At 60.5% G+C, this 23,449-nt stretch carries 21 protein-coding genes; 17 read left to right on the top strand and 4 right to left on the bottom strand.

The features are described 5' to 3' along the window. Positions 1 to 17: 17 nt before the first annotated feature. Entirely contained in the window at positions 18 to 1,016 is a 999-nt protein-coding gene (locus ACZ3HH_RS07050) for a LysR family transcriptional regulator (protein ID WP_123494604.1), read from the top strand. Positions 1,017 to 1,085: 69 nt separating this feature from the next. On the opposite strand, the gene ACZ3HH_RS07045 is transcribed toward ACZ3HH_RS07050, so the two are convergent. After that, on the bottom strand, positions 1,086 to 1,493 hold the full coding sequence (locus tag ACZ3HH_RS07045) for a PA2817 family protein (RefSeq protein WP_007905217.1): 408 nt from the start codon (positions 1,491 to 1,493) through the stop codon (positions 1,086 to 1,088). Positions 1,494 to 1,593: 100 nt separating this feature from the next. Beyond that, positions 1,594 to 4,050 (bottom strand): acyl-CoA dehydrogenase, encoded by a 2,457-nt coding sequence (locus tag ACZ3HH_RS07040; RefSeq protein ID WP_465803659.1) that lies wholly within the window; start codon positions 4,048 to 4,050, stop codon positions 1,594 to 1,596. Between the two features lie 248 nt (positions 4,051 to 4,298). Between ACZ3HH_RS07040 and ACZ3HH_RS07035 the strand changes: the two genes are divergently transcribed. The 4 genes from ACZ3HH_RS07035 to ACZ3HH_RS07020 all read left to right on the top strand — a co-directional run bounded on the left by ACZ3HH_RS07035 (position 4,299) and on the right by ACZ3HH_RS07020 (position 7,467). Then, positions 4,299 to 4,958: a transglutaminase-like domain-containing protein gene (locus tag ACZ3HH_RS07035; protein WP_465803657.1), complete on the top strand. Its 660-nt coding sequence runs from the start codon at positions 4,299 to 4,301 to the stop codon at positions 4,956 to 4,958. A gap of 43 nt (positions 4,959 to 5,001) precedes the next feature. Continuing rightward, positions 5,002 to 5,625: a glutathione S-transferase family protein gene (locus tag ACZ3HH_RS07030; RefSeq protein WP_465803656.1), complete on the top strand. Its 624-nt coding sequence runs from the start codon at positions 5,002 to 5,004 to the stop codon at positions 5,623 to 5,625. Between the two features lie 133 nt (positions 5,626 to 5,758). Further along, entirely contained in the window at positions 5,759 to 6,691 is a 933-nt protein-coding gene (locus ACZ3HH_RS07025; protein WP_465803654.1) for an ABC transporter ATP-binding protein, read from the top strand. Then, positions 6,688 to 7,467 (top strand): ABC transporter permease, encoded by a 780-nt coding sequence (locus tag ACZ3HH_RS07020; protein WP_052964869.1) that lies wholly within the window; start codon positions 6,688 to 6,690, stop codon positions 7,465 to 7,467. The genes ACZ3HH_RS07025 and ACZ3HH_RS07020 overlap by 4 nt, the downstream gene beginning before the upstream one ends. Before the next feature lie 171 nt (positions 7,468 to 7,638). Here ACZ3HH_RS07020 and ACZ3HH_RS07015 read toward each other — a convergent pair whose 3' ends face one another. Then, positions 7,639 to 8,154 (bottom strand): DUF2062 domain-containing protein, encoded by a 516-nt coding sequence (locus ACZ3HH_RS07015; RefSeq protein WP_429428960.1) that lies wholly within the window; start codon positions 8,152 to 8,154, stop codon positions 7,639 to 7,641. A 136-nt stretch (positions 8,155 to 8,290) separates the two neighbouring features. Between ACZ3HH_RS07015 and ACZ3HH_RS07010 the strand changes: the two genes are divergently transcribed. The 12 genes from ACZ3HH_RS07010 to ACZ3HH_RS06955 all read left to right on the top strand — a co-directional run bounded on the left by ACZ3HH_RS07010 (position 8,291) and on the right by ACZ3HH_RS06955 (position 19,742). Beyond that, positions 8,291 to 10,525, top strand: coding sequence for a DNA internalization-related competence protein ComEC/Rec2 (locus tag ACZ3HH_RS07010; protein ID WP_465803653.1), 2,235 nt, complete (start codon positions 8,291 to 8,293; stop codon positions 10,523 to 10,525). Positions 10,526 to 10,621: 96 nt separating this feature from the next. Then, positions 10,622 to 11,257, top strand: coding sequence for a MotA/TolQ/ExbB proton channel family protein (locus ACZ3HH_RS07005; protein WP_465803651.1), 636 nt, complete (start codon positions 10,622 to 10,624; stop codon positions 11,255 to 11,257). Beyond that, positions 11,254 to 11,682, top strand: coding sequence for an ExbD/TolR family protein (locus ACZ3HH_RS07000; protein WP_427627264.1), 429 nt, complete (start codon positions 11,254 to 11,256; stop codon positions 11,680 to 11,682). The genes ACZ3HH_RS07005 and ACZ3HH_RS07000 overlap by 4 nt, the downstream gene beginning before the upstream one ends. Continuing rightward, positions 11,682 to 12,692: a tetraacyldisaccharide 4'-kinase gene (gene lpxK / locus ACZ3HH_RS06995; RefSeq protein ID WP_465803649.1), complete on the top strand. Its 1,011-nt coding sequence runs from the start codon at positions 11,682 to 11,684 to the stop codon at positions 12,690 to 12,692. Before ACZ3HH_RS07000 ends, lpxK begins: the two co-directional genes overlap by 1 nt. A 25-nt stretch (positions 12,693 to 12,717) precedes the next feature. Beyond that, the gene (locus tag ACZ3HH_RS06990; protein ID WP_003174668.1) at positions 12,718 to 12,903 is read left to right on the top strand and encodes a Trm112 family protein; all 186 of its coding nucleotides are present in this window, start codon (positions 12,718 to 12,720) and stop codon (positions 12,901 to 12,903) included. Further along, on the top strand, positions 12,900 to 13,664 hold the full coding sequence (kdsB, locus tag ACZ3HH_RS06985; RefSeq protein ID WP_465803645.1) for a 3-deoxy-manno-octulosonate cytidylyltransferase: 765 nt from the start codon (positions 12,900 to 12,902) through the stop codon (positions 13,662 to 13,664). Before ACZ3HH_RS06990 ends, kdsB begins: the two co-directional genes overlap by 4 nt. Further along, a complete protein-coding gene (locus ACZ3HH_RS06980) occupies positions 13,664 to 14,128 on the top strand; it encodes a low molecular weight protein-tyrosine-phosphatase (protein WP_465803643.1) in 465 nt (154 codons plus the stop codon). Before kdsB ends, ACZ3HH_RS06980 begins: the two co-directional genes overlap by 1 nt. Next, a complete protein-coding gene (gene murB / locus ACZ3HH_RS06975; protein WP_465803642.1) occupies positions 14,125 to 15,144 on the top strand; it encodes a UDP-N-acetylmuramate dehydrogenase in 1,020 nt (339 codons plus the stop codon). The genes ACZ3HH_RS06980 and murB overlap by 4 nt, the downstream gene beginning before the upstream one ends. Before the next feature lie 236 nt (positions 15,145 to 15,380). Then, the gene (locus ACZ3HH_RS06970) at positions 15,381 to 15,851 is read left to right on the top strand and encodes a (2Fe-2S)-binding protein (RefSeq protein WP_465803640.1); all 471 of its coding nucleotides are present in this window, start codon (positions 15,381 to 15,383) and stop codon (positions 15,849 to 15,851) included. Beyond that, positions 15,848 to 18,169, top strand: coding sequence for a xanthine dehydrogenase family protein molybdopterin-binding subunit (locus tag ACZ3HH_RS06965; protein WP_465803639.1), 2,322 nt, complete (start codon positions 15,848 to 15,850; stop codon positions 18,167 to 18,169). Before ACZ3HH_RS06970 ends, ACZ3HH_RS06965 begins: the two co-directional genes overlap by 4 nt. Beyond that, positions 18,169 to 19,152 carry an XdhC family protein gene (locus tag ACZ3HH_RS06960; RefSeq protein ID WP_465803637.1) on the top strand — a complete coding sequence of 328 codons (984 nt, stop codon included), beginning with the start codon at positions 18,169 to 18,171 and terminating at the stop codon, positions 19,150 to 19,152. The genes ACZ3HH_RS06965 and ACZ3HH_RS06960 overlap by 1 nt, the downstream gene beginning before the upstream one ends. Continuing rightward, positions 19,149 to 19,742 carry a nucleotidyltransferase family protein gene (locus ACZ3HH_RS06955; RefSeq protein WP_465803635.1) on the top strand — a complete coding sequence of 198 codons (594 nt, stop codon included), beginning with the start codon at positions 19,149 to 19,151 and terminating at the stop codon, positions 19,740 to 19,742. Before ACZ3HH_RS06960 ends, ACZ3HH_RS06955 begins: the two co-directional genes overlap by 4 nt. Positions 19,743 to 19,931: 189 nt before the next feature. On the opposite strand, the gene rne is transcribed toward ACZ3HH_RS06955, so the two are convergent. Beyond that, complete coding sequence (gene rne, locus ACZ3HH_RS06950) at positions 19,932 to 23,126, bottom strand: ribonuclease E (RefSeq protein WP_465803633.1); 3,195 nt, start codon at positions 23,124 to 23,126, stop codon at positions 19,932 to 19,934. Positions 23,127 to 23,449: the final 323 nt, after the last annotated feature.

The following is a 23,449-nucleotide window of genomic DNA, read 5'->3' as shown; positions in this document are numbered from 1 at the left end:
CAAAGGACTGTTGCGCTGTGAGCATAAATCTTCCCCTGCCGCTGCTCGGTGAAATGGCGATTTTCGTCAAGGTTGTCGAGACTGGCAGTTTCTCCGAAGCGGCGCGTCAATTGGGCTCTTCACCCTCCGCGGTGAGTCGCAGCATTTCACGCTTGGAGAAGGCGCTCGCCACGCGGCTGCTGCAACGAACCACGCGTAAGCTGCGCCTGAGCGACGGTGGTGAAGAGGTGTTCAAGCGTTGCCAGGAGATGGTCAGCGCAGCGAAGTCGGTGATGGAAATCAGCGGTCAGTTCACCCATGAAGCCGAAGGGCTGGTGCGCGTCAGCGTGCCCAAGGCCGTCGGGCGATTCGTGATTCATCCGCACATGCCGGAATTTCTGCGGCGCTATCCCAAAGTGAATGTGGAGTTGTTGCTCGAGGACCGTCAGGTGGATTTGATCGACGACAACGTCGATCTGGCGATCCGTATTACCGACCGACCGCCTGCAGGGCTGGTGGGGCGGCAGTTGCTGACCATCGATCATTTGCTCTGCGCAACGCCGCAGTACTTGGCTGAGCACGGCACGCCGACTCATCCCCATGACTTGCTCAACCACAGCTGTATTTATCTGGGTGAAACCCCGAGCGATGCGCGCTGGAAATTCAAGAAAGGCAGCAAAGCCGTGACCGTCGGCGTACGCGGACGTTACGCCGCCAATCACACGGGCGTGCGACTGGGCGCGGTATTGCAACACATCGGAATCGGCAGCCTGCCGTACTTCACCGCCCGTTATGCGCTGGAACAAGGGCTGATCGTGCAGGTACTGCCGGACTGGACTTTTCTGGCCTCCTACCATGGAGGCGCCTGGCTGCTGCATTCGCCAACCCGCTATCTACCGCCCAAATTACGGGTGCTTATCGACTATCTGGTGGAATGCCTGGAGAAGGAGCCAACCTTGAGCAGGCCGGGTAAGCCAGGTGCATTGGGCAAGGTCGCGGCGGAGTATGAGTTACCCGAGAGTGACGGGTTGCTTTGATCTTTCACGAACCAATAAAAAGGCCCGCATATTCAACCATGCGGGCCTTTTGCATTACTGACTGTGGGATCAGTGCTTGCTGTCCTGGTTCGACATCGCCAGCAGCTGTTTTTCCTGATTCCAGTCGAACGGTTCGTCGTTCTGTTCGGCTTCGAAGCGACGCTCTTCGAGGGCCTGGTACAGGTCGATTTCATCATCGGGCATGTAATGCAGGCAGTCACCGGCGAAGTACCACAGCAGGTCGCGCGGGACCAGGTGGGCGATTTGCGGATAACGAGTGATCACCTGACACAGAATGTCCTGGCCCAGGTATTGGCTTTCGATCGGGTCGACCGGCAGCAATGCACGCAGTTCGTCGAAGCGCTCCAGGAACAAGGCATGGCTTTCTTCGGGAACCTGTTCGGCCTCACCTACGGCGACCAGGATGCTGCGCAGGTGGTCGAGCAAGACGAGATGATCGGCAACGACATTGGACACGAGATAAGTCCTCAAGAGCAAAACGGGCGCGAGAGTATAAGCTCCTGCGCCCCTTTTTCACATGATAAAGAGTCCCATGCAAGACACAGGGTCCGCCGGATCAGCGGACCTTGCCTTTGGCCAATACCAGTTCCTTTGGGTCGAAATCATCGACATCAATCACCTTGCGTCGTGCCACTTCTGCCTCGCGCAAGGTCTGGGCTTCAACCGGTTGCAAGACGCCAGCCTCCAGGGCGGTATCGATGACAGATTCTCCGAGAGTGGGTTTGACCTGGCGACTTTTCAGTGCCGTATTGAGTTTTTTCTGTAGCGGCTTGGCGGCGTTCAGCAAATCGCAAGCGTGCTGCAGGGCGCCGACCGAGTCTTCTGGTGATTGCGGGCGATAGCAGCCGCCCAGTAACTCTTCAAGCGTTGGATCGCCCTTGGCGCGGCTGATGACGGCTGCTACTTGGGCGGCCAGTCTGTCTGATGGGCCTCTGTGTCGACGACCGAACGGAAACACCATCACCCGCAGCAAGCATCCAAGCACCTTGTTCGGGAAGTTGGTCAGCAGTTCGTCCAGCGCACGTTCGGACTGGCCTAGGCTCTCTTCCATAGCCCAGGCGAACAGCGGGTGCATATGCTCGGGCGAATCGAGATCGTGATAACGCTTGAGTGCGCCGGAGGCCAGATACAGGTAGCTGAGTACATCGCCCAGACGTGCGGACAGCCGTTCGCGGCGCTTCAGTTCACCGCCCAGCAGCATCATGCTCAGGTCTGCAAGCAGGGCGAAGGCCGCGGCCTGACGGTTGAGGGCGCGGAAATAGCCTTGGCTGAGCTTGTCCCCGGGCACGTGTTCGAAATGCCCAAGACCGAGGTTCAGCACCAGGGTGCTGGCGGCGTTGCTCACGGCAAAACCAATGTGGTCGAGCAGCAGTGCATCGAACTCGATCAGTGCCTGTTGTTTGTCTTCGCGGTGGGCGAGGGCCATTTCCTTGAGCACGAACGGATGGCAGCGAATAGCGCCCTGGCCGAAGATCATCAAGTTACGTGTCAGGATGTTCGCACCTTCGACCGTGACCGAAATGGGCGCACCTTGCCAGCTACGCGCCAGGTAGTTGTTCGGGCCCATGATGATGGCCCTGCCGCCGTGAACATCCATGGCGTGGCTGATGCATTCGCGGCCGCGTTCGGAGAGGTGGTATTTGATAATGGCCGAGGGCACCGACGGTTTTTCGCCGAGGTCGACCGCGTTGGCGGTGAGCATCCGTGCGCTGTCCATCAGCCAGGTACTGCCGGCGATCCGCGCCAGTGCTTCCTGAATGCCTTCGAAGGCTGACAGCGGTGCGTTGAATTGTTCGCGAACCTGCGCGTACTGGCCCGTCACCAGACTGGTGAACTTACCCGCAGCGGTACCGATGGCGGGCAGCGAAATGGAACGCCCGACTGACAGGCAGTTCATCAACATCATCCAGCCTTCACCGAGCATCTCCTGACCGCCGATGATGAATTCCAGCGGTACGAACACATCCTTGCCGGAGTTCGGGCCGTTCATGAATGAGGCGCCCAGCGGCAGGTGACGGCGACCGATTTCTACACCGGGGGTCTGGGTTGGAATCAAGGCGAGGCTGATCCCCAGGTCGACTTTGTCGCCCAGTAGATGGTCCGGGTCATAGGCCTTGAACGCCAGGCCGATCAAGGTCGCCACCGGGCCGAGGGTGATGTAGCGTTTTTCCCAGTTAAGGCGCAGGCCGAGGGTTTCCTTGCCTTCCCATTCACCTTTGCAGATCACCCCGGTGTCGGTCATCCCGCCGACGTTGGAGCCTGCCATCGGACCCGTCAGGGCAAAGCAGGGAATATCGTCGCCGCGTGCCAGCCGTGGCAGGTAATGATTGCGTTGTTCGTCGGTGCCGTAATGCAGCAGCAGTTCCGCCGGGCCGAGGGAGTTGGGCACCATGACGGTGGATGCCAGGTCGCCGCTGCGGGTCGCCAGTTTCATCGCCACTTGGGAGTGGGCATAGGCCGAGAAGCCTTTGCCGCCGTATTCCTTGGGGATGATCAGGGCAAAAAAGCCATGTTGTTTAATGTGCTCCCAAGCCTTGGGCGGCAGATCCATCAACTGGCTGATCTGCCAATCGCTGACCATGGCACAGAGCTCTTCGGTCGGGCCATCGATGAAGGCTTGTTCCTCTTCGCTCAGTTGCGCTTTTGGATAAGCCAGCAGCTTGTTCCAGTCCGGGCGGCCACTGAACAGCTCGCCGTCCCACCAGACCGTGCCGGCTTCAATGGCTTCACGTTCGGTTTGCGACATCGGTGGCAGGTTTTTTTGAAACCAGCCGAATATTGGCGCCGTGAAGAGTTTTCGGCGCAGATCCGGCAGCAACAGGAAAGCAGCCACGGCTGCGAGCATCACCCACAAAATCAGCATTAACCAGACGGGGGCATGGCTCGCATGGCTGAAGATGCCCATCGCCAGCAGATAGACAGCGATGATGCCCAAGGCGGGCAGAGGCGCAGTGCGGCGATGTGCCAGGTAGGCAATCCCGACCACCAGAATCAGTATCCACAACAGCAACATATTCAATTCTCCATGAAGCCAGGGACCAAACCACTTTCAGAGCTTAGACGGCATCCATAAAAATGGGTGGTCAGAGCATGAGTCTGAGCGTGTAGGAAGCAACGGCTGAAATTCGTCAGTTATTTCGAGGGCGGACGGTTAAGCGCTTTTGTCGACAGGGCGGCAAACGCTGATATTTGGCCGAAACGTCGTTATCTCTGTGCTGAAGGTGTCGCTAGACTCGTGGCTTCCCCCAGGAGATTGTTCCCATGCACGCATGTCTGAGCCCCGGCCGCTTCATCGACAGTGACCACCCCTCGGTGGTGGAGTTCGCCGAAAAACATCGTGGCGCCGGGCGCGATCCGCTCGAACAGGCGATCAATCTCTATTACGCAGTGCGTGAGGCCGTGCGCTACAACCCTTACACCTTCAGTCGCGATCCAGAGACCTTGCGCGGCAGCTATGCGCTGGCGGCGGGGGAGAGTTATTGCGTGCCCAAGGCCACGCTGCTGGCAGGTGCAGCCCGGCATTGCGGGATCCCGGCGCGTATCGGTCTGGCGGATGTGCGTAATCATTTGTCGACGCCACGTCTGCTCGAATTGCTCAAAAGCGATGTGTTCGCCATGCACGGCTACACCGAGTTATATCTGAACGATCGTTGGGTCAAAGCCACCCCAGCGTTCAATCAACAACTCTGTGAACTGTTCAACGTCGCGCCGCTGGAGTTCGACGGGATCAACGACAGCGTGTTCCACCCCTTCAACCGTGATGGCGAGCAGTTGATGGAATATCTGATCGATCACGGCCAGTTCACCGATGTGCCTGAAGCGTTCTTTTTCGAACACCTGGAAAAGTGCTATCCGCATCTGTTCGGTGAGCAACTGCCAGTGCTGCTGGGTGACATGCAGAGCGATTTGAGTCACGTCTGATCCGGCGTATGCTGCCTGCGCATTCATCCAAAAAGGGGCGGTCATGCTGAAGATCTGGGGTCGGAAAAATTCGTCGAATGTCAGGAAGCCGTTATGGGCCGCCGAAGAACTGGGCCTGGCCTATGAAGCCATCGACGCCGGCGGGGCCTTTGGCGTGGTCGACACGCCTGAGTACCGCGCGATGAATCCCAACGGCCGTGTGCCGGTGATTGAAGACGACGGTTTTGTGCTGTGGGAATCCAACACTATTGTCCGTTATCTGATGGCTCGGCATGCCAGTGGTACTGCCTGGTACCCGACAGACCTGCAGGCCCGTGCCTCTGCCGAAAAGTGGATGGACTGGACTACCTCAAGTTTTGCTACCCCGTTCCGCACGGTGTTCTGGGGCGTGTTGCGCACCCCGGAAGATCAGCAGGACTGGCCGGCCATCAAGGCTGCGATCAAGGAGTGCGACGATCTGCTGTCGATGGCCGATCAAGCGCTGGCGGCTAAACCGTATCTGTCCGGCGATGAGATCGGCATGGGCGACGTTCCCTTGGGCAGCTTCATTTATGCCTGGTTCGAGATGCCGATCGAGCGTGCGCCGCAGCTTCATTTGCAGGCTTGGTACGAGCGCCTGAAACAGCGTCCGGCATATCGCAAAGCCGTCATGACCGCGTTGACTTAATACTCACTATCGACACGCTTGACTGTACTTGTGCGGCAGCGACAAGCACCATTGCGCTCATGCGCCGCGGTTGCATTGCTCGCCGCCCGCCCTTATTTATTCCTTTCTTCCCTTCTTGGTGCGTAAATCCGATATGAGTTCCGCTCTGTCCATCCGGCAGCTAACCAAAACCTACGGCAACGGTTTCCAGGCCTTGAGTGGTATCGATCTGGACGTCGCCGAAGGTGACTTTTTCGCCTTGCTCGGCCCCAACGGCGCCGGCAAATCCACGACCATCGGCATTCTCTCGACCCTGGTGAACAAGACCAGCGGAACGGTGAACATTTTCGGTCACGACCTGGACAAGAATCCTGCAGCACTCAAACGCTCCATCGGCGTGGTGCCCCAGGAGTTCAACTTCAACCAGTTCGAAAAAACCTTCGACATCGTCGTGACCCAGGCCGGTTACTACGGCATTCCGCCGAAAATCGCCAAGGAACGCGCCGAGCAGTACCTGACCCAATTGGGCCTGTGGGACAAGCGCGATGTGCCGTCGCGCTCCCTGTCCGGCGGCATGAAGCGCCGACTGATGATCGCCCGTGCGCTGGTGCACGAACCGCGCCTGCTGATCCTCGACGAACCGACGGCGGGGGTGGACATCGAATTGCGTCGCTCGATGTGGACGTTCCTCACCGAACTGAACAAGAAAGGCATCACCATCATCCTCACCACCCACTACCTGGAAGAGGCTGAGCAGTTGTGCCGTAACATCGGCATCATCGACCACGGCACCATTGTCGAGAACACCAGCATGAAGCAGTTGCTCAGCCAACTGCATGTCGAAACCTTCCTGCTGGATATGAAGAACACGTTGCAAGTGGCCCCGCAGTTGCTCGGTTACCCGACCAAACTGATCGACAGTCATACCCTGGAAGTTCAGGTCGACAAGGCCATGGGCATTACCGCTCTGTTCACCCAATTGGCGCAGCAGAACATCGAAGTGTTGAGCCTGCGTAACAAAACCAATCGCCTCGAGGAGTTGTTTGTGTCCCTGGTGGAGAAGAATCTGTCGAAGGTGGCGGTATGAGTTCCGAGCTGCAACCCAACCTCGTTGCCCTCAATACCATCGTCTACCGTGAGGTCAAGCGCTTCACCCGGATCTGGCCGCAGACCCTGCTGCCGCCGGCCATCACCATGGTTTTGTACTTCGTGATTTTCGGCAACCTGATCGGTCGGCAGATCGGCGACATGGGTGGCTTCACTTACATGGAGTACATCGTGCCGGGGCTGATCATGATGTCGGTGATCACCAACTCCTACGGCAACGTGGTGTCGAGCTTTTTTGGCAGCAAGTTCCAGCGTTCCATCGAAGAATTGATGGTGTCGCCGGTGTCCCCGCATACGATTCTGATCGGCTACACCCTGGGCGGCGTGCTGCGCGGGTTGATGGTCGGGATCATCGTGACCCTGCTGTCGCTGTTTTTCACTCATTTACAGGTGCATCACTTGGGCGTGACCGTTCTGGTGGTGGTGCTGACGGCGACAATCTTCTCGCTGCTGGGCTTCATTAACGCGGTATTTGCACGCAACTTCGATGATATTTCGATTATCCCGACGTTCGTGCTGACGCCGTTGACGTACTTGGGCGGGGTGTTCTACTCGATCAGCTTGCTGCCACCGTTCTGGCAGACCGTGTCGCTGGCCAACCCGGTGCTGCACATGGTCAACGCCTTCCGTTACGGCATCCTCGGTGTGTCGGATATCAAGATCAGCGTGGCGATCACCTTCATGCTGATAGCGACTGTTGTGCTGTATATCGGTTGTGCGCGGTTACTGGTGAGTGGGCGTGGGATGCGTACCTAAGGAAGACCGAGTCGCCTTCATCGCGGGCAAGCCCGCTCCCACAGTGAATTGGAGTTGGCCACATCATTTGTGAACGACACAGATCCCTGTGGGAGCGGGCTTGCCCGCGATGACGTCAGCCCAGACACCGCAAAAAAAAACGGCCTCCGCATTGGAGGCCGTTTTTCATTCTTACATCCGGCTTTTCTTACGCCGCTTCCACTGCCGCCCAACCCACCAGCGCCAATACATCATCACCAGACAATAGGCGAGGGCACCCAGCACCAACCCCGTGACCACCGAGCCGAGCAAGAACGGTTGCCACAGGCTCGAAAGTTCGCCGCTGATCCATTCCCAGGTCAATTCATCCGGCAGGCTGCGGGCGGGAACATCCATCAACCAGGCACCGGTCTGGTAAGTGCAAAAGAACACCGCCGGCATGGTAATCGGGTTGGTCAGCCAGACCAGGCTGACGGCAATCGGCATGTTGCCGCGCACCACAATCGCAAGGATGGCCGCCAACAGCATCTGCAACGGGATGGGCAGGAACGCCGCGAACAAACCGACCGCCATGGCCCGTGCGACGGAGTGGCGATTGAGGTGCCAGAGGTTCGGGTCATGCAGCAGGGTGCCGAGAAAGCGTAAGGATTTGTGTTCCCTGATGCTGGTCGGGTCTGGCATGTAACGTTTGAATAAGCGCCGGGGCATAAGGCTTCTCGGTCGGTTCAGGCGGCAAGTATGTCTGGATTCTACGAACCGCCCATTCAGACTTTGTGACAATTGATAACGACAGACGTGCGGCGCACCGGCTAAGCCTAGGGAGGGGACTCTCAAGGACGGGCTTATGCGCACAGGGATGATGGCGCTGGCGTTGGGTCTGCTGGCCCTGCGTTTTTTACCGGCATTACCGCCGGCGGGGTTGTGGCTGTTGCTGCCGGTAGCGGGTTTGATGTTGCTGCCGTTTCGCACCTTTCCCCTGGCATTTTTTCTGTTCGGTTTCAGTTGGGCGGGCGTGAATGCACAGTGGGCGCTGAATGATCGCCTGGCACTGAATCTTGATGGCGAGACTCGCTGGGTCGAAGGTCGTGTGAGCGGGTTACCGCAACAGGCCGAGAATGTGGTGCGTTTTGAACTGACGGACAGTCAGTCGCGTCGCACCAGACTGCCTCGGCATCTGCGCCTGGCCTGGTATGGCGGGCCGCCCGTCAACAGCGGCGAACGTTGGCGACTGGCCGTCAAATTGAAGCGGCCTGCCGGATTGCTCAATCCGCATGCGTTCGATTACGACGCCTGGTTACTGGCCCGACATATCGGTGCCACCGGCACCGTCAAAGATGGCCAGCGATTGATGGAAGCACAGTGGGCCTGGCGCGACGGCATCCGCCAGCGTTTGCAGGCCGTGGATGCCCAGGGACGAACGGGGGCGCTGACGGCGTTGGTGTTGGGGGATGGCGCCGGGTTGAGTCGTGAGGACTGGCAGGTGCTGCAAGACACCGGCACCGTGCATCTATTGGTGATTTCCGGGCAGCACATTGGTTTGCTGGCGGGAGTGGTGTATCTGCTGATTGCCGGATTGGCTCGTTATGGTTTGTGGCCCAAGCGCTTGCCGTGGTTACCTTGGGCATGCGGAATGGCGTTCGCGGCGGCGCTCGGTTATGGGCTGCTGGCCGGCTTCGAAGTGCCGGTGCGGCGAGCCTGCCTGATGATCGGTCTGGTGCTGTTATGGCGACTACGGTTTCGTCACCTTGGCGCATGGTGGCCGCTGTTGCTGGCGCTTGACGGTGTTTTGCTGTTGGACCCGCTGGCGAGCCTGCAACCGGGCTTCTGGTTGTCCTTTGCGGCGGTCGCGGTGCTGATTTTTACTTTTGGCGGGCGATTGGGGGCGTGGCGCTGGTGGCAAACCTGGACTCGCGCCCAATGGCTGATCGCGATCGGACTGTGCCCGCTGCTGTTGGTGCTGGGGTTGCCGATCAGTCTCAGCGGGCCGCTGGCCAATTTGTTGGCTGTGCCATGGGTCAGCCTGGTGGTCCTGCCGCCGGCTCTGCTTGGGACGGTGTTGTTGCCCGTTCCGTATGTGGGCGAAGGATTGCTGTGGTTGGCTGGCGGTCTGATCGACCTTCTATTCAAGGGGTTGGCGTTGATCGCCGGGCAATTGCCCGCGTGGGTGCCGGTGGCGGTAACGTTGTGGATATGGGCGATCGGCATGTTGGGGGCCTTTTTGCTGTTATTGCCGCGAGGCGTGCCGTTGCGCCCGTTGGGCTGGCCGATGTTGCTGTTACTGGTTTTTGCGCCCCGGCACACGTTACCCGAAGGCATGGCCGAGGTCTGGCAGCTGGATGTCGGTCAGGGTTTGGCAATCCTGGTGCGTACCCGCCATCACACCTTGCTGTATGACGCCGGGCCACGGTTCGGCGATATCGACCTGGGTGAACGGGTGGTGCTGCCGTCATTGCGCAAACTGGGCGTGAACGGGCTCGATCTGATGCTGATCAGCCATGCCGATACCGATCATGCCGGCGGTGCGCGAGCAATTGCCAGCGCAATACCGGTGAAGCAAGTACTGAGTGGCGATCACCTGGGCTTGCCAGACGAATTGCACGCCGAGGGCTGCGAGAGCGGTCAGCAATGGACCTGGGACGGCGTGAAGTTTCAGCTCTGGCAGTGGCCGTCTGCCAGCGACAGTAATCAGAAATCCTGCGTGTTGCAGATCGAGGCCAACGGCGAGCGATTGCTGCTGACCGGCGATATCGATGCCGCAGCCGAACGGGCGCTGCTCGACGGTCCATTGGCGGTGCCGACGGATTGGCTGCAGGCCCCGCACCATGGCAGTCGCAGTTCGTCTTCAATGGCGTTGCTCAGCGTATTGCAACCCAAAGCGGTGCTGATCTCCCGTGGCAATGGCAATTCTTTCGGCCATCCCCATCCCACGGTCGTGGCGCGGTATCAAAAGCGCGGTGTGGTGATCTATGACAGCGCCGAGCAAGGTGCCATTCGTCTGCAACTGGGACGCTTCAAGCCGCCGTGGACGATGCTTCAAGAACGGCGCTTCTGGCGCGGTCCGCCACCCTCCAGCCAGTAACCCGAACTATTGAAGCCCGACCGGATGCGACATCCCGGTCTTCGGTGCGTCCACCCCCTATGTTAGAGTGGCGCACTTTTCGAGGGGACTGTCACTGTGTGGGAATTGGTCAAATCCGGCGGCTGGATGATGCTGCCGATCATTCTGAGTTCCATCGCCGCCATGGCGATCGTCGCCGAGCGTCTGTGGACGCTGCGTGCCAGTCGCGTGACCCCGGAGCATTTGCTCGGGCAGGTCTGGGTCTGGATCAAAGACAAACAACTCAATAAAGAAAAACTCAAGGAACTGCGCGCCAACTCTCCGTTGGGCGAGATCCTGGCCGCCGGTCTGGCGAACTCCAGGCATGGTCGCGAGATCATGAAAGAGTGCATCGAAGAGGCTGCAGCGCGGGTGATTCATGAGCTCGAGCGCTACATCAATGCGCTGGGCACCATTGCCGCCATGGCCCCATTGCTGGGGTTGCTGGGTACCGTACTGGGCATGATCGATATTTTCAGTGCGTTCATGGGCTCGGGCATGGGCACCAACGCCTCAGTGCTGGCCGGGGGTATTTCCAAGGCGCTGATCACCACCGCCGCCGGTCTGATGGTCGGTATCCCGGCGGTGTTCTTCCACCGTTTCCTGCAACGCCGGATCGATGAACTGGTGGTGGGCATGGAGCAGGAAGCGATCAAGCTGGTCGAGGTAGTGCAGGGTGACCGCGACGTGGATCTGGCTGAGGGCAAAGCGTGAAATTCCGTCGTAAACCGCGGGAAACGGTAGACATCAACCTCGCGTCGTTGATCGACGTGGTGTTTATCCTGCTGCTGTTTTTCGTTGTGACCACCACCTTCACCCGTGAAACCCAGTTGCGCGTCGACTTGCCGGAAGCAGTCAGCGGTTCCCCGGCCGAGGACCAGCAGGCCAAGCAACTGGACATCGCCATCAGCGCCGAAGGTGTGTTCTCCGTGAACAACCAGTTATTGCCGAAGAATGACCTGACCAGCCTGATGGAAGCGCTGCAGAAAGAATCCAATGGTGACACCAACTTGCCATTGTCCATCAGTGCCGATGGCAAGACCCCCCATCAGTCCGTCATCACTGCGATGGACGCTGCCGGCAAGCTCGGCTTCAGTCACTTGCGCATGACCACTGTCGAGGCGGCGCCGGCGTCCTGATGGCCATGTCCGATCGATTGCTCGCCGCGTGGTATGAAGGTCATCCGGCGTTGAAGCTGTTGCAGCCGCTTGAATGGCTGTATCGGCGCGTGGTTACCGGCAAGCGCAAGCGCTTTTTAGCGGGCGAGGGCGAGATCTACCAACCGCCGGTGCCGCTGATCGTGGTCGGCAACATCACGGTGGGCGGCACCGGCAAGACGCCGCTGATCCTGTGGATGATCCAGCATTGCCAGCGCAGCGGGCTGCGGGTCGGCGTGGTCAGCCGTGGTTACGGTGCAAAACCTTCGCAACTGCCGTGGCGGGTCGAGGCCAATCAAAGTGCGGACGTGGCGGGCGATGAACCGTTGTTGATCGTTCAGCGCACCGGCGTGCCGCTGATGATCGACCCGGACCGCAGCCGCGCAGTCAAAGCCTTGCTGGCGAGTGAGCCGTTGGACCTGATCCTCTCCGACGACGGCATGCAGCATTACCGGCTGGCCCGGCACCTGGAACTGGTGCTGATCGATGCCGCCCGGGGGCTGGGCAACCAGCGTTGCCTGCCGGCCGGGCCGTTGCGCGAACCGATCGAGCGTCTGCAAAGCGTCGATGCGGTGCTTTATAACGGCGCCGCGGCCGACCGCATCGACGGTTTTGCCTTCCAGCTGCAACCCACCGCGCTGGTCAATCTGCAAAGCGGCGAACGCCGGCCTCTCGACCACTTCCCCGCAGGCCAGGCCATTCACGCCGTGGCCGGGATTGGCAATCCCCAGCGTTTCTTCACGACCCTCGAAACGCTACACTGGCGGCCAGTGCCGCATGCATTTGCCGACCACGCCGAGTACAGCGTGCAGGCCTTGAATTTCACACCGTCATTGCCAGTGGTGATGACGGAAAAGGACGCGGTGAAGTGCCGTGCCTTCGCCGCCGCCGATTGGTGGTACCTGGCGGTCGATGCTGCGCCATCGCCGGCCTTCGTGGCCTGGTTCGATACGCAGCTGATACGCCTGTTGCCGGCTCGTCTTTTGCCTTAACTCCGTTTCTATCCAGGGAATGTTCATGGACACCAAATTGCTCGATATTCTCGCTTGCCCGATCTGCAAAGGTCCGCTCAAGCTCAGCGCCGACAAAACCGAGCTGATCAGCAAGGGCGCTGGCCTCGCATACCCGATTCGCGACGGCATCCCGGTGATGCTCGAAAGTGAAGCGCGCACCCTGACCACCGACGAGCGTCTGGATAAATGACCACAGCCTTTACCGTTGTCATTCCATCGCGCTATGCCTCCACCCGTCTGCCGGGCAAACCCCTGCTGCTGATCGCCGGCAAGCCGATGATCCAGCACGTCTGGGAACAGGCGAGCAAAAGCAGTGCCCAGCGCGTGGTCGTGGCCACTGACGATGCGCGCATCATCGAGGCCTGCAAAGGCTTTGGCGCCGAAGTGGTGCTGACGCGCGAAGACCACAATTCCGGCACCGACCGTCTGGCCGAAGTCGCGGCAAAACTGGGCCTGGCCCCGGACGCTATCGTGGTCAACGTTCAGGGCGACGAGCCATTGATTCCGCCGAGCGTGATCGATCAGGTCGCCGCTAACCTGGCTGCCCACACCGAAGCGCGCATGGCCACCCTGGCCGAGCCGATCGAAGACGTGGAAACCCTGTTCAATCCCAACGTGGTCAAGGTGGTCAGTGACCTCAATGGCCTGGCGCTGACGTTCAGTCGTGCCACCTTGCCGTGGGCTCGCGACGCGTTCGCCAAGAGCCGCGAGCAATTGCCGGAAGGTGTGCCATATCGCCGCCACATCGGCATTTATGCCTATCGCGCCGGTTTTCTGCATGACTTCGTCGCCTGGGGCCCGTGCTGGCTGGAAAACACCGAATCTCTGGAGCAACTGCGGGCGCTCTGGCACGGTGTACGGATTCACGTTGCCGATGCGCTGATCGCGCCGCCCACCGGCGTCGATACCATTGAAGACCTCGAGCGCGTTCGTCGCTTGCTGGAGGCCTGATGCGGGTTCTGTTCGTCTGCCTGGGCAATATCTGCCGTTCCCCCACGGCCGAAGGCGTATTGCGGCACAAACTGCGTGAGGCGGGGCTGGCCGATCAAGTCGAGGTGGCTTCCGCAGGCACCGGTGACTGGCACGTCGGCAAGGCCCCGGACAAGCGCAGCCAGGCCGCGGCCAAGTTGCGCGGTTATGACTTGTCGGCCCAGCGTGCGCAGCAAGTCAGTCGTGCCGATTTCGCCACCTACGACCTGATTCTGGCGATGGACAACAGCAACCTGCGTCACCTCAAGGCCCTGCAACCTGCCAAGGGCAAGGCCGAACTGGACCTGTTCCTGCGTCGCTTCCAGTCGGAAATCGATGAAGTGCCGGATCCTTATCACGACAGCGACCAGGGTTTCGAACAGGTACTGGACCTGATCGAGCGCGCCAGCGACCTGCTGGTGATCGAATTGAAGGGACGGTTATGAGTTTGCAGGTCCATCCGCTGGTGTCGCTCAAGCCGTTCAACAGCTTTGGCGTGGATGTTCAGGCCCGGCTGTTTGCCGAAGCCCATAGCGATGCCGACGTGCGCGAAGCCCTGGCCTATGGGTTGGCACATGATGTGCCCGTGCTGGTGATCGGTGGCGGCAGCAATTTGCTGCTGACCGCTGATGTCCAGGCACTGGTGCTGCGCATGGCCACGCGAGGGATTCGCCTACTGAGCGATGACGGCAACCAGGTGGTGATCGAAGCCGAGGCGGGCGAGCCGTGGCATCCGTTTGTGCAGCACACGCTGACGCAAGGGTTGTCGGGGCTGGAAAACCTCAGCCTGATTCCTGGCACTGTGGGCGCGGCACCGATGCAGAACATCGGCGCTTACGGCGTCGAGATCAAAGACGTGTTTGCCGGCCTGACGGCCCTTGATCGCCAGACCGGCGAGCTGCGGGATTTCACGCTGGCCGAGTGCAACTTCGCCTACCGCGACAGCCTGTTCAAACAGGAACCGGGGCGCTGGTTGATCCTGCGGGTGCGTTTCACCCTCACGCGCACCGCGCACCTGCACCTGGAATACGGGCCGGTTCGCCAGCGCCTGACGTCGCTGGGCATTGATCACCCGACGCCTACCGATGTCAGCCAGGCCATTTGCAGCATTCGCAACGAAAAACTCCCGGACCCGGCGGTGCTCGGCAATGCCGGCAGCTTCTTCAAGAACCCCTTGGTGCCGACGACATTGGTGGCGCAACTCAAGGAGCAATACCCGGAACTGGTGGCCTACGCGCAACCTGACGGGCAAATGAAACTGGCGGCGGGCTGGCTGATCGAACGGGCCGGCTGGAAAGGCTTTCGCGACGGTGATGCCGGTGTGCATAAATTACAGGCGCTGGTGCTGGTCAACTACGGCACCGCGACGGGCCTGCAATTGCTGAACCTGGCGCAACGCATTCAAAAAGACATTTCAGAACGTTTCCACGTCGACCTGGAAATGGAGCCCAATCGGTATTGAGGCTACGCTTTCACGGCTGATTCCAAAGCCCTGCACATCTTCAGATGTGCAGGGCTTTTTTGTTAATGCTGGGTTAACTTAGCTACCTAACGATGCAAGCATTTGCTCCACCAAAGGCCCGGTGCAGACGTTGCCGTCCGCATAAGAGAGCCCATTAGCCTGAGTCGATCTGCGTGAAGGAACCCACGCGGCAGATTGCTCGACCCCATAACCTCTATAACTATGCGGGCGTGCCCATGATTACCCTGAAACTCAATGGACAAGATCATCAACTCGATGTCACCGAGGACATGCCGCTGCTCTGGGCGATCCGTGACGTGGCCGGTTACAACGGCACCAAATTCGGCTGCGGCATGGGCCTGTGTGGCGCCTGCACCATTCATATCGACGGCGCGCCTGCGCGCAGTTGCATCACGCCGATCGGTTCGGTAGTCGGCCAGAACGTCACCACCATCGATAACCTGCACGCCGACCCGGTTGGCAAAGTCGTCCAGCAAGCCTGGCTCGACAGCGCCGTGGCTCAGTGCGGGTACTGCCAGGGCGGGCAGATTATGTCGGCCACGGCATTGCTGAAAACCAACCCGAGCCCCAGCGACGAGCAGATCGAAGAGGCGATGGTCGGCAACATTTGCCGTTGCGGCACCTACAACCGGATCAAGACCGCCATCCGCCAGGCATCCACTCACCTGAAGGAGGCCAAGGCATGAGCCAGTTACCGAATGACTTTGCGCTGAGCAACCTCAGTCGTCGTGGCTTCCTCAAAGGCGTGGGCGCCACCAGTGCCCTGGTGCTGGCGGCAAGCTGGGGCTGGCAGGACGCGCTTGCCGCCGAAAAAGACAAGAAGTTCGGCGCTGACGGCATGCCCAACGGCTGGATCGATGATCCTAAGGTTTACGTCAGCATCGCCGCCGATGGCAGCGTGACCGTGGTTTGCAACCGCTCGGAAATGGGCCAGGGCGTGCGCACCAGTCTGACCATGGTAGTGGCCGATGAACTGGAGGCCGATTGGGCGCTGGTCAAAGTGCAACAGGCGCCGGGCGACGAAGTGCGTTTCGGCAATCAGGACACCGACGGTTCGCGCAGCATGCGTCACTGGTACGAGCCGATGCGCCGTTGCGGTGCTGCCGCGCGGACCATGCTTGAGCAAGCCGCCGCCGCGCAGTGGAAAGTGCCGGTCAGCGAGTGCCGTGCGCAACTGCATAAAGTCATTCACCAACCGACCGGTCGTGAACTGGGCTACGGCGCATTGGCCGCTGCTGCCGGGGCCTTGGCGGTGCCGGCCCGCGACAGCCTGCGGCTCAAGCAGCCATCAGAATTCCGTTACATCGGCAAGGAAGGCACCAAGGCTATCGACGGTGCGGACATCGTCAATGGTCGCGCGGTCTACGGCGCCGATGTGCATTTCGACGGCATGCTTTTCGCCACCATCGCGCGTCCAGCGGTCTATGGCGGTAAGGTCAAAGCCTTCGATGCCAGCGCCGCGATGAAAGTCCCGGGCGTGATCAAGGTCCTGCAAGTCGAAAGCCATCCACTGCCGTCCGAGTTTCAGCCGGTGGGCGGTGTGGCCGTGGTGGCCAGCAATACCTGGGCTGCGATCAAGGGCCGCGAGGCGCTGAAAATCGAGTGGGATGACGGCCCCAACGCCAGTTATGACTCGATCGCCTACCGCAAGGAGCTCGAAGCCGCGTCCCTCAAACCTGGCAAAGTGGTGCGCAATACCGGCAGCATCGACCAGGCCATGAGCAGCGCCGACAGCACCCTAGAAGCCTCTTACTACCTGCCGCACCTGGCGCAATCGCCAATGGAGCCCATGGTCGCCATCGCCCGTTTCAAGGACGGTGTGTGCGAAGCCTGGGCGCCAAGCCAGGCACCGCAAGTCACCCGTGAACGGATCGGCGAGCGCCTCGGCATTCCGTTCGATAACGTCACGTTCAATGTCACCTTGCTCGGCGGCGGTTTCGGGCGCAAATCCAAGCCGGACTTCGTCGTTGAAGCGGCGATTCTGGCCAAGGAGTTCCCGGGTAAGGCAGTGCGGGTGCAATGGACCCGTGAAGACGACATCCACAACTCCTATTTCCACACCGTGTCGGCCGAATACCTGAAGGCCAGCCTGAACAAGGACGGCCTGCCGTCCGGCTGGCTGCACCGCACGGTGGCGCCGAGCATCACAGCGCTGTTCGCGCCGGGGATGAACCATGAGGCGGCTTTCGAGCTGGGCATGGGCTTTACCAACATGGCTTACGCGATCCCCAACGTGCGCCTGGAAAACCCTGAAGCGACAGTCCATACCCGGGTCGGCTGGTATCGCTCGGTATCAAACATTCCACACGGCTTTGCAATTCAGAGCTTTGTCGATGAACTGGCTCACAAGGCTGGCCAGGATCCGCTCAAGTACCAGATCAAACTACTCGGCCCGGACAGATCGATCGATCCGCGCACCTTGAGTGAAGAGTGGAACTACGGCGAATCTCCCGAGCGTTATCCAATCGATACCGCACGGATGCGCACCGTGCTGGAAACCGCCGCCAAAGCGGCCGGTTGGGGGCGTGAGTTGCCCAAGGGACGAGGCTTGGGCCTGGCGGTGCACTATAGTTTTGTCACTTATGTGGCGGCGGTGATCGAGGTGGAAGTCAAAGACGATGGCACGTTGATCGTGCACAAGGCCGACATCGCCGTGGATTGCGGCCCGCAGATCAACCCCGAGCGGATTCGCTCGCAGTTCGAAGGTGCCTGCGTGATGGGCCTGGGCAACGCGGTGTTGGGGGAAATCAGCTTCAAGGACGGCAAGGTTCAGCAGGACAATTTCCATATGTACGAGGTGGCACGCATGTCGCTGGCACCAAAAGAAGTTGCCGTGCACCTGGTCACGCCACCGGGCAATGTGCCGTTGGGCGGGGTCGGTGAGCCGGGCGTGCCGCCGATCGCGCCAGCGCTGTGTAACGCGATCTTTGCTGCAACCGGTAAACGCATCCGTAACTTGCCGGTACGCTATCAGCTGCAAGGCTGGCAGAAGGCGCAAGCCTGATGGACAGCGTCGATCTGAACGTCCTGCGCAGCGTGCTGGAATGGCGCCGCGCCGGTCAGCGGGTGGTGTTGTACAGCGTGGTCCAGACCTGGGGCACCGCGCCCCGGGCACCTGGCGCCATGCTGGCCATGCGTGAAGACGGCGTGGTGATTGGCTCGGTGTCCGGTGGCTGCGTCGAGGATGACCTGATTGCCCGGCTGCACGATGGCCGTATCCCGGCCGAGGGGCCGCCGGTGCAATTGATTACCTATGGCGTCACCCGAGAGGAGGCCGCACGGTTTGGTTTGCCGTGCGGCGGCACATTGCGCCTGACCGAGGAGCGCGTCGGCGATCCGGCGTGGGTCGCCGAATTGCTGACGCGCTGCGAGGCCCATGAAATCGTTGCGCGCTCGCTGGATATTGCGACCGGTGAAGTGGTTTTGCAGTCGGCGAACAAGACGGATGCGCTGATGTTCGACGGCCAGACCTTGCGCGCCATTTATGGTCCGCGCTGGCGGTTGTTGCTGATCGGCGCCGGCCAACTGTCGCGCTACGTTGCCGAGATGGCCCGGCTGCTGGATTTCGAAGTGCTGATCTGCGATCCGCGCACCGAGTTCGTCTACGGCTGGGAAGAGCAACACGGTCGCTTCGTCCCGGGCATGCCCGACGAAGCGGTGCTATCTATCCAGACCGACGAGCGCACAGCCATCGTCGCGCTGACCCACGATCCACGCCTGGATGACATGGCGCTGCTCACGGCACTGGACTCCAAGGCGTTTTATGTCGGTGCGCTGGGTTCGCGAGTCAACAGCCAGAAGCGCCGGGACAACCTGGCTCAGCTAGGCTTGTCACAACAGGCCATCGAGCGCTTGCACGGCCCGATCGGTTTGCACATCGGCAGCCATACACCGGCGGAAATCGCCTTGTCGCTGCTGGCCGAAATTGTGGCGATCAAGAACGGCGTCGAGCTGAAACAGAAGAGGCCGTTGCAGGAGGGCGTATGAGCGACTCCATTGGCGTTATCGTTCTGGCCGCGGGGCAGGGCAGGAGGTTTCGACAGGTAGCGGGTGACGATAAGGACAAGCTGCTAGTGGACTGCACCGGTCGTGACGGCGTCACCGTGCATTCGGTGATCGAGCAGGTGCTGGTGAATCTGCCGGCCGCGCTTGAGAAGCGCGTGCTGGTAACCACGGCGGATCGCCCGCAAGTGATTCGCATGGCTCAGGCCTATGGGTGCGAGATTGTGCGGATCGAGTCGACCGGCCTGGGCGACAGCATTGCGGCGGGTGTGGCGGCGTGTTCGCAACTCGGTGGCTGGTTGATTGTGCTGGGGGACATGCCGTTTATCCTGCCGTCCAGCATTGAGCAGGTTGTCGTGAATATTGCCGAGGATGCCATCAGCGTGCCGGTGTATGAGGGGCAATATGGGCACCCGGTGGGGTTCGGGCGAAGCTTCGGTCCGGGATTGATGGCGTTGACCGGTGATCACGGCGCCAAGTCGCTGTTCGCGCAGGCGAGGGTGATCGAGGTGAAGGTTGAGGATCCCGGGGTGTTGTGGGATGTGGATGTGCCTGATGCATTAGTATTTGCCTGACACACCGCCATCGCGGGCAAGCCACGCTCCCACAGGTTTTGCGTCTAGCATAATCTCTTCTGAACGACACAAAAACTGTGGGAGCGTGGCTTGCCCGCGATGAACGGTAACGCGGTTTTCCTGCGTTACAACGGACATAAAAAAGCCCCGCCTGGATCACCAGGCGGGGCTTTTTAGTGGCCGATGGAATCAGACGAGGGGTTTAGGCTCGTGTTCTTTTTCCTGGGCTTGCTCGTGTTGCTCTACCGCTTCCTGAACGGAGCGCGGTGCTTCGTCGATCACCGATTCAACTGGCTCGGCGGCGACTTCAGCGGCCGGGGCAGGGGCTGCCTCGACGACTTCAGCAACAACCGGTGCTGGCTCGGCAGCAGTCGGAGCAGCAGTGGAGGCCAGTTCGGCTTCCTTCTGCAGACGCTCTTCTTCACGCTTGCGACGACGTACTTCACGTGGGTCGTTCGGCGCACGGCCACTTGGGGTCAGAGCGCTGGCAGGGGCGGCTTCAGCCACCGGTGCAGCCTCTTCGGCAGCGACTGGCGCTTCAACAACCGCTGGAGCAGGTTCGGCAGCAGCAACCACTGGCTCGGAGACCATGGCTTCAGCAACCGGGGCTTCAGCGACTGACGCTGGAGCTTCGACCGCTACAGGTGGCTCGGCAACCCAGTTGAACGTGGTTTGTTCTTCGCGAACCTCACGTACCGGTTCAGCCGGCGCTTCAACCACAGGCTCTGCAGCAACTACCGGTTCAGCGACGACGGCCGGCTCAGCGGCAGCTTCAACTTCAGGCTGGGCTTCACGAACCGGTGCCACTTCGATTTCCGGAGCGGCGGTGACGTCTACCGGCGTGGTCGCTTCAACCACTGGAGCTTCAACCGGAGCGGTTTCCAGAGTGGCGGCAGTGGCGCGTTCAGCTTGCTCATTGGCTTGTGCTTCAGCAGGTGCGCTGATCACGGAGCTGGCAACGGCTGCGGTAACAGCCAGGCCGGCGGCCAGATCGGCAGCGCTTGGCGCTTCGGCGTTTTCAGCCGATTCGGACTCTTCCGAACCTTCGATCACGTTGCCGTTGGCATCGCGTTGACGCTCACGACGGTTGCTGCGACGACGCTGGCCACGGGAGCGGCGGCGTGGACGATCGCCTTCGGCGCCTTCCTGACCGTCTTCCTGCAGTTGCTCTTCGTTGGTGGTCAACTCTTCTTCAGCAACGGCAGCAGCGGCTGGCTCGGTACGTGGCTGACGTTCTTCACGCGGTGGGCGTGGAGCGCGTTCTTCACGTGGCTGACGGGCTGGACGCTCTTCAGCGTTGGCAGCGGCGGCCGGAGCGGCATCCAGAGGCTCGCGCAGTTCACGAACCGGACGTTCTTCACGCTCGCCACGTGGCTTGCGATCTTCACGCGGGGCGCGCGGTGCACGTTCTTCACGAGGGGCGCGTGGTGCGCGCTCTTCACGCGGAGCGCGTTCCTGGGCGACTACTGGGGCTTCTTCGCGGGCTTCGCGTGGCTCACGTGGTGCGCGTTCTTCACGCGGTGCACGTTCCTCACGAGGCTTGCGCTCTTCATCGCGGCGACCGTTACGGTTGCGGCTCTGTTGACGGCCGTTACGGCGCTCTTCGTTGCGAGCAGGGCGTTCGGTGGCTGGCTTTTCAACCACAACCGGCGCAGCAGGCTCTTCCTTGGTGGCGAACAGGCTGACCAGCGACTTCACCAGGCCTTTGAACAGGCTTGGCTCTGGAGCGACGGCCGGTGCGGCCACCGGAGCGGCGACGACTTCGGTCGGAACCGGAGCGTTGGCGCGGGCTGGAGCCGTTTTGACCGCGGCTTCCTGGCGAACCAGGGTGCGGGTCGCAGCGGCTGGCTGAACTTCTTCGACTTCAGCAGCGGCAGCAGCGATTTCGTAGCTGGACTGGCCGACCGCGGCTTCCGGGCTGTCATCACGCAGACGCTGAACTTCGAAGTGCGGCGTTTCGAGGTGATCGTTCGGCAGAATGACGATGCGGGCGCGGGTACGCAGTTCGATCTTGGTGATCGAGTTGCGTTTTTCGTTGAGCAGGAAAGCTGCAACCGGAATCGGCACTTGTGCGCGAACTTCGGCGGTGCGGTCTTTCAGGGCTTCTTCTTCGATCAGGCGCAGGATCGCCAGCGACAGCGATTCAACGTCACGGATGATGCCGGTGCCGTTGCAACGCGGGCAGACTATGCCGCTGCTTTCGCCCAGCGATGGACGCAGGCGCTGACGGGACATTTCCAGCAGGCCGAAGCGCGAGATGCGACCGACTTGCACGCGAGCGCGGTCGGCTTCCAGGCATTCGCGGACTTTCTCTTCCACGGCGCGCTGGTTCTTGGCAGGGGTCATGTCGATGAAGTCGATGACGATCAGGCCGCCGATGTCGCGCAAGCGCAACTGACGGGCGATTTCTTCGGCGGCTTCAAGGTTGGTCTGCAGAGCGGTTTCTTCGATGTCGCTGCCTTTGGTGGCGCGCGCCGAGTTGATGTCGATGGACACCAGGGCTTCGGTCGGATCGATAACGATGGAGCCGCCGGAAGGCAGTTCGACGACGCGCTGGAAAGCGGTTTCGATCTGGCTTTCGATCTGGAAACGGTTGAACAGCGGAACGCTGTCTTCATACAGTTTGATCTTGCTGGCGTACTGCGGCATCACCTGGCGGATGAAGGTCAGGGCTTCGTCCTGGGCTTCAACGCTGTCGATCAGCACTTCGCCGATGTCCTGGCGCAGGTAATCGCGGATGGCGCGGATGATCACGTTGCTTTCCTGGTAGATCAGGAACGGCGCGGAACGATCCAGCGAAGCTTCTTTGATGGCGGTCCAGAGTTGCAGCAGGTAATCGAGGTCCCACTGCATTTCTTCGCTGCTGCGGCCAAGGCCGGCAGTACGAACGATCAGACCCATGTCGGCCGGGGCAACCAGACCGTTCAGGGCTTCACGCAGTTCGTTGCGCTCTTCACCTTCGATGCGACGGGAGATACCGCCGGCACGCGGGTTGTTCGGCATCAGAACCAGGTAACGACCGGCCAGGCTGATGAAGGTGGTCAGGGCGGCGCCCTTGTTGCCACGTTCTTCTTTTTCGACCTGAACGATGACTTCCTGGCCTTCGCTCAGGACGTCCTTGATGTTGACGCGGCCTTCGGGGGCTTTCTTGAAGTATTCGCGGGAGATTTCTTTGAGGGGCAGGAAGCCATGGCGCTCAGAGCCGAAATCGACAAAGGCAGCCTCAAGGCTTGGTTCGATGCGAGTAATCCGGCCTTTATAGATGTTGGCCTTCTTCTGCTCGCGTGCACCGGATTCGATGTCCAGGTCGTAGAGGCGCTGGCCATCTACCAGTGCAACACGCAACTCTTCGGGTTGAGTTGCGTTAATCAGCATTCTTTTCATGTAGTACCGTCGGTTTCCGGGCTGCCGGAAACGGCGTTCGGCACACACGACTTCTCACGGTCGGTGTCAGGTGCGTCAGGAGTGGTTGGCCACTCCAGTGTCTAGCGAACCCCAACCAATTGGGCCGGTGTCGCGACGTACGCGTCCTGCTTGCTGTGGCTACTTAAGCACTCAGTCAGGAGGAGGAATCAACCGGCGGCTGTGGACGAGATGAAGCGTCTTGATAAAGCCTATTGCTACACAGTCCAGCGGTTGTGCATCTCCACCCTACACGTATCCCTGATAATTCGGGTGCTGCCGCGCGCAGAATCCGCAGCGGGTTG

It is taken from the genome of Pseudomonas sp. PME37.24/025, from assembly GCF_055556615.1.
The sequence above is the reverse complement of the archived record's forward strand: the minus strand, read 5'-3'. Positions and strand labels throughout refer to the sequence as shown.

Bases quoted from the DNA above. Each gene is read 5' to 3' on its own strand.
- ACZ3HH_RS07040 (WP_465803659.1), bottom strand. From the start codon at position 4,050: ATGTTGCTGTTGTGGATACTGATTCTGGTGGTCGGGATTGCCTACCTG.
- ACZ3HH_RS07035 (WP_465803657.1), top strand. From the start codon at position 4,299: ATGCACGCATGTCTGAGCCCCGGCCGCTTCATCGACAGTGACCACCCC.
- ACZ3HH_RS07030 (WP_465803656.1), top strand. From the start codon at position 5,002: ATGCTGAAGATCTGGGGTCGGAAAAATTCGTCGAATGTCAGGAAGCCG.
- ACZ3HH_RS07025 (WP_465803654.1), top strand. From the start codon at position 5,759: ATGAGTTCCGCTCTGTCCATCCGGCAGCTAACCAAAACCTACGGCAAC.
- ACZ3HH_RS07020 (WP_052964869.1), top strand. From the start codon at position 6,688: ATGAGTTCCGAGCTGCAACCCAACCTCGTTGCCCTCAATACCATCGTC.
- ACZ3HH_RS07015 (WP_429428960.1), bottom strand. From the start codon at position 8,154: ATGCCCCGGCGCTTATTCAAACGTTACATGCCAGACCCGACCAGCATC.
- ACZ3HH_RS07010 (WP_465803653.1), top strand. From the start codon at position 8,291: ATGCGCACAGGGATGATGGCGCTGGCGTTGGGTCTGCTGGCCCTGCGT.
- lpxK (WP_465803649.1), top strand. From the start codon at position 11,682: ATGGCCATGTCCGATCGATTGCTCGCCGCGTGGTATGAAGGTCATCCG.
- ACZ3HH_RS06990 (WP_003174668.1), top strand. From the start codon at position 12,718: ATGGACACCAAATTGCTCGATATTCTCGCTTGCCCGATCTGCAAAGGT.
- kdsB (WP_465803645.1), top strand. From the start codon at position 12,900: ATGACCACAGCCTTTACCGTTGTCATTCCATCGCGCTATGCCTCCACC.
- ACZ3HH_RS06980 (WP_465803643.1), top strand. From the start codon at position 13,664: ATGCGGGTTCTGTTCGTCTGCCTGGGCAATATCTGCCGTTCCCCCACG.
- murB (WP_465803642.1), top strand. From the start codon at position 14,125: ATGAGTTTGCAGGTCCATCCGCTGGTGTCGCTCAAGCCGTTCAACAGC.
- ACZ3HH_RS06970 (WP_465803640.1), top strand. From the start codon at position 15,381: ATGATTACCCTGAAACTCAATGGACAAGATCATCAACTCGATGTCACC.
- ACZ3HH_RS06965 (WP_465803639.1), top strand. From the start codon at position 15,848: ATGAGCCAGTTACCGAATGACTTTGCGCTGAGCAACCTCAGTCGTCGT.
- ACZ3HH_RS06960 (WP_465803637.1), top strand. From the start codon at position 18,169: ATGGACAGCGTCGATCTGAACGTCCTGCGCAGCGTGCTGGAATGGCGC.
- ACZ3HH_RS06955 (WP_465803635.1), top strand. From the start codon at position 19,149: ATGAGCGACTCCATTGGCGTTATCGTTCTGGCCGCGGGGCAGGGCAGG.
- rne (WP_465803633.1), bottom strand. From the start codon at position 23,126: ATGAAAAGAATGCTGATTAACGCAACTCAACCCGAAGAGTTGCGTGTT.